Source organism: Levilactobacillus spicheri DSM 15429 (genome assembly GCF_001435095.1).
Lineage (GTDB): Bacteria > Bacillota > Bacilli > Lactobacillales > Lactobacillaceae > Levilactobacillus > Levilactobacillus spicheri.
Window position 1 is genome coordinate 124,857 of sequence record NZ_AZFC01000036.1, and the last position, 10,144, is coordinate 135,000.

Here is a 10,144-nt window from a genome sequence, read left to right on the forward strand (position 1 = left end):
CCCCTCGTCACTCGTAGAAAGGATGATTTCCCATGACAACGCCCCTTTTTCAACACGGTACCCTGGCACTGCTGGTCCCCGGACTGCTTGACGGCACCCTCACCATGGCCGACCTGCTGACCCACGGGGATACGGGCATCGGGACCGGCGAAGGCCAGGACGGTGAGCTCATCATCCTGGCGGGCGTTCCCTACCAGATCGACAGCACCGGGCGGGTCAACCACGTCCCCGACGACTTCACGCTGCCGTTCGCCAACAGCCACTTTGCCGCCTTCACGCCCCTGCTAACGGCCACGCACCGCGACCGCCGCGACCTGCAAGCAGCCGTTCTGGCCCAAACGCACAGCGCCAACACCTTCTTCGCACTGCGCCTGACCGGCACGTTTACGGCCCTGACCACCCGGGCCGTCCCCAAATCCGCGCGGCCCTACCAGTCCTTAGCGGCCACGGCCAAACGCCAGAGCGTCTTCTCCCGGGAACGCACGACGGGGACCCTGCTCAGCTACTACGCACCCCAGGTCTTTGACGGGGTGGCCGTCGGCGGCTTCCACAGTCATTTTCTGGCGGCCGACCACGCCTTCGGGGGCCACGTGCTGGACTTCGCGACGTTCAGCGGGGACGTGGCTTTCCAGCAGTTTGACCGCTTGGAGCAGCAGCTGCCCACGCAGAACCAGGCCTTCATGACCCACGACTTTTCCCACGATGCCATCCTCGACGACATTCACCACGCGGAAAACTAGCCTATCCGGCGTCGCACCGCGCTATATCCCATCCAAAAAGCAGACCGTTCACGCTATCACCGAACGGTCTGCTTTTTGATTGCCTGCTTTAAAGCGGCTTAAACGGCGGTATACCCGCCGTCGGCATTGATCACGGCCCCGGTAACGATCGACGACTCGTCACTTGCCAGAAAGGCCACCACGTTGGCAATCTCTTCCGGCGTCGCGAGCCGGCCAATCGGCATCTTCGCCACCATGCCATCGGTGACGCTCTTAGGCAGTGTCTGCAACAGCGGTGTGTTGACGTACCCCGGCGCCACGGCGTTGAACCGAATGCCCTGGGCGGCGTACGTGGCCGCCTGTGACTTGGTGTAGTTGGCGACCCCGGCTTTGGCTGCCGAGTAGGCCTGCGAGTTGGCAGCCCCCACGACACCCAGGATAGAGCTCATGTTGATGACGCTGCCCCGTCCCTGCTTGACCATTTGCCGCACCACGTACTTATTGGTCAGCACGACCCCGGTCAGGTCGACCGCCAGGACCTGGTTCCAGTTGGCCACGTCCAGGTCGGCCACCCCGCCCTTGTGCTCGGTGATCCCCGCGTTGGCGACCAAGATATCCACGTGTCCGTGCGCTTGGACCACCGTTGCGACCAGGTTCTGTAACGAGCGTTCATCGGTGACGTCCGTCTTGACGAATCCCACCCGCGAATCCTCTGGCGCACTGAGGTCCGCCGAAACGGCAACGGCCCCCGCGGCAACCAGCTTCTGACAGGTGGCTAACCCGATACCGGACGACCCACCCGTGACAATGGCGACTTTCCCACGCAATTCAACCATGTGACATCACTCCTTTGATACTCCCAGTATAGCCGTGATGGCGTTTATATGTAACCGCTTTCTAAATTAAATTAACGGCTTAGCTAATTAACCCATCCGTACGATTGGCGGACTTGTCCGGCGCCATCCCCCTAATAATCCGGTATACTCGCCTTGAACGATTTCGCCTGTCTTGCAACGCGTCTAAAAGGAGCCTCTTTCTGATGGACTTTCGGCATTCACGTCAACGTCCCGTACACCTGCAGTTTCCCGCCGTCACTTGGCGCCTTCACGGGTCCGGCCTGCTCACCGGTCTATTGGTGGGCGGCTTGTTACTCGTGGTCGGCACCCACCTGACGCTGATCAGCCACTTTCTGCTCTTCGTCATCGGCTTGGTGGCCCTGACCGTCTTGGCCCAGCTGGTCGGCTGCTAAAAATTGACCGTGTCATCCCCGCGTGATTTTTGCTACACTAAGCGGTAAGGAGGTGCGCGGATGACTCACCAAGAAAATGCTGATTTTGTGCGTCAGGCCCTCGAACAGGCCCTGGCACAGACGGAACAAGAAACGAAGGGCCCAATGGGCGAGGCGATCCACGGGTTGATCGCCGCGGGTCTCACCCAAAAGCAGGTCCTGGCCATTGCTCAGTTCCAATCCGCCGGGATGCAATTCAACCAGGCGCTGATTGGCCGGGTTCTAGCCGCCACCCTGGATCATCTGGACGACTCCAGCAACAAGTAGCCCATACTCAAAAGGACGTCTCGCTTTCATCGGCGAGACGTCCTTTTGACGGCAATCATTGGGTGAACGATGATTTTTCTTGTAATATGTTTGGTTTCCGCATTTAAAAAATACACGCTACTTTCACATGTTATTAAAGCAACATCTGTTAAAAAATATTGTTCCTACCAGGCTAGGCATGACATACATTATAGAACTAACGAATTCTGAGCATTATTTACTTAGCTACAAATAAAACTTAACATGACAAAAAAGTGCCCACAATGTGTGGACACTCTTGTTGTTAATTGGAATGGCTAATAACTTTAAAAGAGTTCTTTTTAAAATCAGCGGTATAAGCATATTTACCATTAGACTTGAACTTTTTAGAACCCCGTAACAGCCATTTGAAACTATTTCTACCGTAATATACAGTTTTGACTATAGACCCTTTACGCAGCTTATATGTTCCTACATAATTGTTTAAATATGAAGCCTTACCGAATTTAATTTTATAAACTTTAGTTGTCTTTTTCACTCTTACCTTGTAATACCCACTACTATATTTCATCTGCCAAGGCTCAGCATTAGCCACTACGGCTGGCACTAAAGCACCAAAAGCCATCATTGAAACAATCGAAACAATCAGTCCTTTGAATTTCATCATATGTATCTCCTCCATTTTAATTGAACACCATTAATTATACTCCCAAATAAATAAAAAGCATTCTATCCTAACTTGATAAAGAATAGCCTTCATCCTGCTTGATCCCTTATATTTTAAATAATTTTGCGTCAGCATGTTTGGCCAAGTTAGGAAAAACCATTTACTATAAATTCTGAGGTCTTAAGCCAACTACAAAATTGCCGATTCAATGGACTTCCTAGGGGGGTATACTGAGCATTACCAATTACTTTAATAATAAACTAATGGTAGCAACCTTTTACAAAGGATACCAGGTAACAACCATACCCCCTATCTTTCACTAAAGCACATAACACAGCGCTGATTGCATGGTTTGAATGTCCAAATACTGACGACGTTAAAAGCTGCTACATAATTCGGAGGAATCATGAACATGTTTAAGAAGTTACTCTTTGTACTCGTTGCAGGCATATCAATGAGTCTTGCCTTTGTTTCATCAACTAAGGCAATGGCAAGTACCTATCGCACTGTACCATCTAGTCTTCGGGGACACTATATTGGAGACAATTACCTAGTACATATAACTAAGCATTGGGTTTACGAAGGCTCTCCTCAGGCCGATATTTACGCCTATAAGATTTCTAGCATCAATAAATCCGGGAGAAAGTATCGCATTCATTGTCGTGTGGCAGGATTAGGTCCTGCAAAAAGTCTATTTTATCGTTAAAACGGATTACTAAAAACAAAATCAAATTTTTAGGAATGCCCACTACACATCGAACATCTGCTAAAACCTACAATTTCTATAACATGCACGGCTATTACTACGTACACGCACCCAAGAAAAATTCCTCTACAAAAAGGAAGCCCTCTAATTTCATTAAACTCGATTCTGATAGTAAAACAGGATTACATAATGATGACATTTACATCTATGGGTTTACCAAACCGTATTCGCAAGTAGAGCTTGCTAGTACTCGTACAACTGCCAACGAAGATGGTCGCTTCTCACTTCATCTCAGAAACAGACTAGAGTGTTATACAAATGGAAATGGGACTATAACCCTAACCAGTAAACAGCCAACCCCCTCGAAAACCTTCAGCCAGAAGTTTAAATTTACTCCTACCCCCGATGGATCCAACGGGGATGAGGACGATGAGCCTTCTGAACAAAAAGAACCAGCTGGAAGTCGACATTCAACTATCAGTTACACCGATAATACTCCAGCTTTTATTGAACTTACACCACAAATGTCAAAAGATGGTCTGATGGATACTTATCAGTTTATATACGGAAGGACTAACCCTTACGCAACTATATCTCTAGGAGAATGTTCCACAACGGCTGATCGAAAGGGAAAATTTGTACTTGAACTTGATCAAACGCTTAACAAATACTCTAACGGGACCAACACAATTACTCTTCACAGTAAAAAGCCTTCATGTTCAAAAACGTTTAGCAGGACATATAGATTTTATAACAACCCCAATGTTGAAGAGCAAGACGACGAGGTGGACTTCTAACCAACTTTCTTAGAACCAAAAATAGGGATGCGTCCCCTTCACCCAGAATATGAATATGCCCAAAATGATTTTGTCCCCATTACTTTAAAACTGACCAGGCGCTGATTCACCCTGGATCATCTGGACGACTCCAGCAACAAGTAGCCCATACTCAAAAGGACGTCTCGCTTTCATCGGCGAGACGTCCTTTTTTAACGCTACGTAAACCGCAATCGATTTAACGGTTACGGTTCACGTGACTTATTTGGTTTTCGCATCTAAAAAATAAAATCGGGTCAGCTCGAGTGCCGAGTGCTCCATGACGAGCTCCCCGTGTTCGGCTAAGACGTCGGGCGCGACCTTGGACCGGTCGGCGTACTCGTAAGCCACCGCCATATCGTCCTTGATGGCCTCCTGTGACGTCTCATTCGTAAAGAAGATCAGTTCCAGGTAGTAGTTGCCGTTGTACTGGTACAGGTTCGAGGCAGCACTCTCCAGCCGCAACACCCGTGCCAGGCTGATCATATCTTCAAACGTGTGCAACCGCACCACCTGGGCAACGGTTGGCTGACCATCATCGTTTAGATAGTCCGCCACATCGTTACTTTCGCTGGCCGGCGTCTTCATCGTGGAGAAGAAGTCCTTCTGACCGTCCTTCTCCAACAAGTGGGCCTTAATCTGGTCCGACACTTGATCGGGGTGATCGGCGTCTACACTGGCATCGGCCTGATCCTCATCAACTGGCGCATCGGGATCCACGTTCTTGCTGATGAACAACTCAAGACCGTTGCGGTTCGGCAATACTTGAAAAGTAACCGCATCGTTGTCTTGGAATTGATGATCAACATCGACTTCTTCCAAGATACTATAGAAGAAACTTTCGATTTGCTTGTGGTTACCCAGCAAATCTAAGACGGTGATACCGCGCTCGCTGAGGTCATCGTTGCCGATAACCACCCGAATCGTATTCTCATTGATTCGTTCCATTTCCATGAATAACACCCCTTTCTCGTGGGTTTGGGGAATGTCCTTGGTACTTATTTTAAACGTTTTCGATGGCTTGTAAAGGAATGGTCACCAAAAAAACTGGACTGCAAGTAGTATTTTCTCACAAATCCAGTTAGATGCAACTAATTAACCCTCGTTTTGTCCATTTGCCAAGCGTTGGGCAATCGCCAGTGATTCGACCCGGACGGATCGGGGCAAGAACCGGCGAATCTCCTCTTCGTTATAGCCGACCTGAAGCCGCCGATCATCCAATAAGATGGGCCGCCGCAGGATTCCCGGATGCTGTTGAATCACCTGGTAAAGGTCCTTTAAGGGCAGGTCTTCCAATTGTGCCTTGATCTGTTGATAAGCCTGGGAACGCGTCGAGATGATCTCTTCCGTGCCGTCCTCGGTCAGTCGTAAAATTTCCTTGATGGCCGCGGTCGATAAAGGGTGGGCGAAAATATTCTGCTCCCGATAAGCGATACCGTGATCTTCCAGCCAGAGCCGCGCCTTGCGGCAAGATGAACAACTTGGGGTCGTATACAATGTCACTGTCATTAGCAGGTCCTCCCTTTAATCCATAACTTATATATAATGATTATCATTATAACACGTTTAACAGAAAAAGGAAGTCGTTTTCAAAAATTATTTTATATCCGCAACGATTACACCCGGTACGTGGTCCCCGCGTGAACCACGCTGACCGGGAGCGCCCCCGCGGCCGTCTGCGCCTCTTGCTGCAGCTGGGCCAGACTCCCCGTTTGCGGTAAGTGGGTCAACAGGAGCTCGCCCACCTGGGCCCGCTTCGCCAAGTCGCCGGCCTGCGTCGAGGTCAGATGCCAAGCGGTTCCCTGATGGTCCGCGTAAAAGTTGGTGTCCGCCAGCAGCACGTCCGCCCCCCGGGCCCAATCCGCCAGGCCATCGAAGACCGTCGTATCCGCCGTGAAGGCCAGGGTCCGCCCCGTCGCCGTCTCGGTGATTCGGGGCGCGTACGCTGGGACCGGATGCTTCGTGGCGCCGAAGGTGATGGTCAACGGCCCCAAGTGCAGCGTTTCCGTCGGTTGATAGGCCCGGCCTTCCGTGGCCCCGGGCCAGGTAAGTCCCGCAAAGGCCGCCTGATCCGCGGTGTGGCCGTAGATTGGGAGGACGGGTTCTCGCTTCGTGCCCGGCGCGAGTTGCCACAGGTACTGCAAGACCCCCACGTCCGCGGTGTGGTCGTGGTGGTAGTGGGTCAATAAGACGGCGTCCAGCTGCAACGGGTCCAGGTAGCGTTGCAGGGCAGTCAAAGCACCGCTCCCACAGTCCACGAGCAGGTGATAGTCCCCGCTGGTCACCAGATAGCTGCTGGTCCCGACACCATTATAGGGGTATCCCCCGTAACATCCTAAAACCGTAACTTGCATCAAAGCTCATCCTTTCTGTTTCTGGTCTCCCTCTAAGTCTAGCGCGCGCGTCCCGAGGTGTAAACGTTTCATTTCCCGCGGCCAAACGCGGTATAATGAAGGTGTCAATGAGGAGGGATCCGCGATGTTACGAAATCTTTCATTTACCTTTGGTACTCGTAACGTGTTGAAAAAGTTTATCACCGACCATTCTGACCGGGAGCTTATCCTATTAGGGAGTTCTGCCAGTGATGATCAAGGGCTTCAATTAGTTGATGCTTCAGGGAAACCCAGCCTGTTCTCCGCTGGACTGGAGTATCAAGTGACGCTCCATCAGGGGGCGACCGACTGGCGCGGCTTTTACAGTTTTAGCTATTTTAAGTTCGATCAGGATACGGCCGACGTCTTCGATGCCAAGGTCAACCGCTTGGCCGCGGGGCCACTTCCCGAAGGCATGCGCGCCCTGTACGTCATGGTCAAGCCGAAGGACCGGGGGAGCTACAGCGTGCTGACCATCTGGGACGATAGCCAAGCCTATTCGCTGTGGCGGCATTCTCCCGCCTTCGCCCCACTGAATACGTATGCCACGAGTGCCAACCATTACCACGCCTCAAGCTATCACCGAATTACGTTGAAAGACGCTGAATAAGGTTGTTGAAAGCCCCCCACCTCGAGGGACTTTTTCTTTTGCCCCCAAACGCGTTACAATGGGCGTATTCTATTTTTGAAAGAAAGGTCGCGATGACGTACGACAACCGTCTCCAACGCAGCAATTGACAAAGTTTCCCCGCAGCTCCCCCTGACCGCGGAGCAAGCCCAGCTGGTGAACCACCTCCTGCACTTTATCACCCAACACTTAACCGGCGACCACCCCGCCTTGTTCGGACTCTATGGCGACGCCGGCACGGGAAAAAGCGTGGTCTTGGCGCACCTGTTCGACCGCCTGCAGACCGCAAGTCGCACCGCGGCGGGATCACCGCTGTTCCACACCACCAATTATTTTCTGGTCAACCATCCCGAGATTCTCAAGGTCTACCGGGCCATCGCGGGACAGCAACCGCACCTGTACAAGAAGGACTTTCAGCGGCCCACGTCGTTGATTAACCAGATCGACCAGGGCAAGACCACGGCCGACGTCCTAATCATCGACGAGGCGCACCTGCTGTTGTCGCAGGCCGACCACTACAATAACTTCTACGGTGACAATCAGCTTCAGTCCTTGATGGCCACGGCCAAGGTGATCGTCGTGGTCTTCGACGAGACCCAGGTCCTGCGCATGAAGAGTTTTTGGACCGAACATCGCTTAGAGAAGCTGATGGCACCCTACCCGCACGAAACGTTTCGGCTGACCCATCAGTTTCGGATGCACGCCAGCGACCAGCTCGTCGCCTGGATCAACGACCTGACCCACGGAACGCTCCGGCCGTTGCCCCGCTCGGGCGGCCCGCACTACGATCTACGGGTCTTCGACGATGCCGAAGCCATGCGCCAGGCCATCGTTGCCCGGGACCAGGCGGTCGGGCTTTCCCGCATCGTGTCGACGTCCGGTTACCCGTCGACCCTGGATGGCGGCCACCACAACATCGTGGAGGGCCGCTTCCGCCTTCCTTGGGACCAGTACAACTACACCCAGACCCCCTGGGCCGAACTCCCGCAGACCGTCAACGAGGTTGGGTCGATCTATACCTGTCAGGGGTTCGACCTGAATTACGTCGGTGTGATTCTCGGGCCCCCGGTCGGCCTGACGACCGATAACCAATTGGCCATCTACCCCGACAAAGCCACCGACGTCGAAGCCTTCAAGCACCGCGCCGACCTGACGGACCCCACTGAATGGGCCCAGGCCAAGCGGCAACTGCTGCTCAACTCGATCAACGTGTTGATGAAACGGGGCGTCCATGGACTGTACCTGTACGCCCACGACCCCCGGCTCCGACACTACCTGCAAACACACCGGGACTAGTCCCGCCCGTGGCTTCTAAAAAAGACGGAAATTCTCGATTGGTGAGAATTTCCGTCTTTTTTGTTCAATCTTCTTGGCGTGTTTCAACTGCACGCACCAGGGACTCCCCGGTCGCTGGTAGCGCTGAATCGCCGCCGCTAACCGGCCGGAGCCCCCATTTCGTTAGTTTTGAAAGGGTGCTTCTCCCAGGGCGTGTTGTGCCGCGAGGTTCAAGAGACTCCACTGACGGTCAAAGCCTGGCTGGAAGAAGAAGTCGGCATCGGCAAGATCCTCCAAACGTAATTTTTGCTGAATGGCGAGGGCCAACACGTTGCCCTGCGCCGTGACGTCGTAGGTCGACAGGACCGCCCCACCCAGAATCTGGTGACTCAACGGGTGATAGAAGAGTTGCACGTAGACCTGAGGGTTTCCCTGTGAAACGGGCACGTATTGCGGCCGCAGCGCCGTCTGGAAGAACGACTTAGCGACGGAAACGCCCGCCCGTTTAGCGGTAAAGGAGTTCAGACCACTCTGCGCAAAGTGCTCGTCAAAGACACTGAGGGCCGAGGACCCCACCACGCCCTTGAACGGCACCGCGGGCTGGGTCTCGAAGAGGTGCTGGACCACGTAGCGGGCTTCCCGACGGGCCACCGTGGCCAACGCAATCGGTACCTGCTTCCCCGCTGGGATCGAATAGGCCAACGTTGCGTCCCCCACGGCGAACACGTTCGGCAGGTTTGTCCGCAGATACTCGTCCGTCTTGATCCAACCCCGTTGGTCGAGGTCGACGGTTCCCCGGAGCCAGTCGGTCGCCGGTTGAACCCCCGCCGCCTGGATGACCAGGTCACTCGGGTAACTATCGGTCGTGGTCTTGACCGCGCGGACGTGCGTGTCACCCGTGTAAGCCGTAATGTGAGCGTTCATTTGCACGTTCACGCCCTGCTCCGTCAGCTTCTGCGCCAGCAACGTGGTCATTTCCGCATCCAGATATGTGCCCAGCGGTCGGTCGATCACGTCTAATAACGTCACCGCTTTACCAGCCCGGCGACTCGCCTCGGCGGCCTCGATGCCGATGTAGCCCGCACCGATGACGGTCACGTGCTTCACGGCCGGGTCTTCCAACTTGGCCTTGATCTTAGTGGCCCAGTCGTATCCCCGCATCAGAAAGACGTTCGTCAGGTCCGCACCCGGAACGGGTAAGCTCTTGGGCGTCACCCCGGAACTAAGAATCAGTTTATCGTAGGGTTGGGTAAACGTCTCGTTGGTCGCATTGTTCGTGACCTGAACCGTCTGGTCGTCCGCGTTAATTTGGGTAACGGTGTGCCCGTTTAAAATGTGGACGTTGGCCTGCGGAAAATCGGTGGGCCGAAAGTTCCGGACGTCCTGAACATCCGTCACGCGGTCCTCCAGGTACAGCTCCATTCCACA

The 10,144-nt window shown here is 53.4% G+C and carries 12 protein-coding genes (1 of these 12 running past the window's edge); 6 read left to right on the plus strand and 6 right to left on the minus strand.

All coding sequences use genetic code 11. The features are described 5' to 3' along the window. Positions 1–32: 32 nt before the first annotated feature. Positions 33–740 carry an acetolactate decarboxylase gene (gene budA, locus FD37_RS12140; protein WP_056965450.1) on the plus strand — a complete coding sequence of 236 codons (708 nt, stop codon included), beginning with the start codon at positions 33–35 and terminating at the stop codon, positions 738–740. Between the two features lie 98 nt (positions 741–838). On the opposite strand, the gene FD37_RS12145 is transcribed toward budA, so the two are convergent. Further along, positions 839–1,555 carry an SDR family NAD(P)-dependent oxidoreductase gene (locus tag FD37_RS12145; protein WP_056965451.1) on the minus strand — a complete coding sequence of 239 codons (717 nt, stop codon included), beginning with the start codon at positions 1,553–1,555 and terminating at the stop codon, positions 839–841. A 203-nt stretch (positions 1,556–1,758) separates the two neighbouring features. Here FD37_RS12145 and FD37_RS12150 point away from each other — a divergent pair, with 203 nt between their 5' ends. Beyond that, complete coding sequence (locus FD37_RS12150) at positions 1,759–1,968, plus strand: hypothetical protein (RefSeq protein WP_045806788.1); 210 nt, start codon at positions 1,759–1,761, stop codon at positions 1,966–1,968. Between the two features lie 60 nt (positions 1,969–2,028). Continuing rightward, positions 2,029–2,274, plus strand: coding sequence for a hypothetical protein (locus FD37_RS12155; protein WP_045806789.1), 246 nt, complete (start codon positions 2,029–2,031; stop codon positions 2,272–2,274). 283 nt (positions 2,275–2,557) lie between these two features. Here the strand turns inward: FD37_RS12155 and FD37_RS12160 are convergent, their stop codons facing one another. Continuing rightward, a complete protein-coding gene (locus tag FD37_RS12160) occupies positions 2,558–2,920 on the minus strand; it encodes a hypothetical protein (protein WP_056965452.1) in 363 nt (120 codons plus the stop codon). A 412-nt stretch (positions 2,921–3,332) separates the two neighbouring features. Between FD37_RS12160 and FD37_RS12870 the strand changes: the two genes are divergently transcribed. After that, complete coding sequence (locus FD37_RS12870) at positions 3,333–3,626, plus strand: hypothetical protein (RefSeq protein WP_147007798.1); 294 nt, start codon at positions 3,333–3,335, stop codon at positions 3,624–3,626. Between the two features lie 1,037 nt (positions 3,627–4,663). Here FD37_RS12870 and FD37_RS12165 read toward each other — a convergent pair. The 3 genes from FD37_RS12165 to FD37_RS12175 form a co-directional block, all read right to left on the minus strand. After that, on the minus strand, positions 4,664–5,395 hold the full coding sequence (locus FD37_RS12165; protein ID WP_056965453.1) for an adaptor protein MecA: 732 nt from the start codon (positions 5,393–5,395) through the stop codon (positions 4,664–4,666). Positions 5,396–5,536: 141 nt separating this feature from the next. Beyond that, complete coding sequence (spxA, locus tag FD37_RS12170) at positions 5,537–5,950, minus strand: transcriptional regulator SpxA (RefSeq protein WP_056965454.1); 414 nt, start codon at positions 5,948–5,950, stop codon at positions 5,537–5,539. A gap of 107 nt (positions 5,951–6,057) precedes the next feature. After that, positions 6,058–6,795, minus strand: coding sequence for an MBL fold metallo-hydrolase (locus tag FD37_RS12175; protein WP_056965455.1), 738 nt, complete (start codon positions 6,793–6,795; stop codon positions 6,058–6,060). A gap of 124 nt (positions 6,796–6,919) precedes the next feature. On the opposite strand from FD37_RS12175, the gene FD37_RS12180 reads away from it, so the two are divergent. After that, complete coding sequence (locus FD37_RS12180) at positions 6,920–7,423, plus strand: antibiotic biosynthesis monooxygenase (RefSeq protein ID WP_045807259.1); 504 nt, start codon at positions 6,920–6,922, stop codon at positions 7,421–7,423. Between the two features lie 123 nt (positions 7,424–7,546). Next, on the plus strand, positions 7,547–8,737 hold the full coding sequence (locus FD37_RS12185; protein ID WP_056965456.1) for a DUF2075 domain-containing protein: 1,191 nt from the start codon (positions 7,547–7,549) through the stop codon (positions 8,735–8,737). Positions 8,738–8,899: 162 nt separating this feature from the next. On the opposite strand, the gene FD37_RS12190 is transcribed toward FD37_RS12185, so the two are convergent. After that, positions 8,900–10,144, minus strand: partial view of an FAD-dependent oxidoreductase gene (locus FD37_RS12190; protein WP_056965457.1) — the 3' portion only. 132 nt of this gene lie beyond the right edge of the window; only the last 1,245 of its 1,377 coding nucleotides appear in the window; its start codon lies off the right edge, out of view; the stop codon is at positions 8,900–8,902.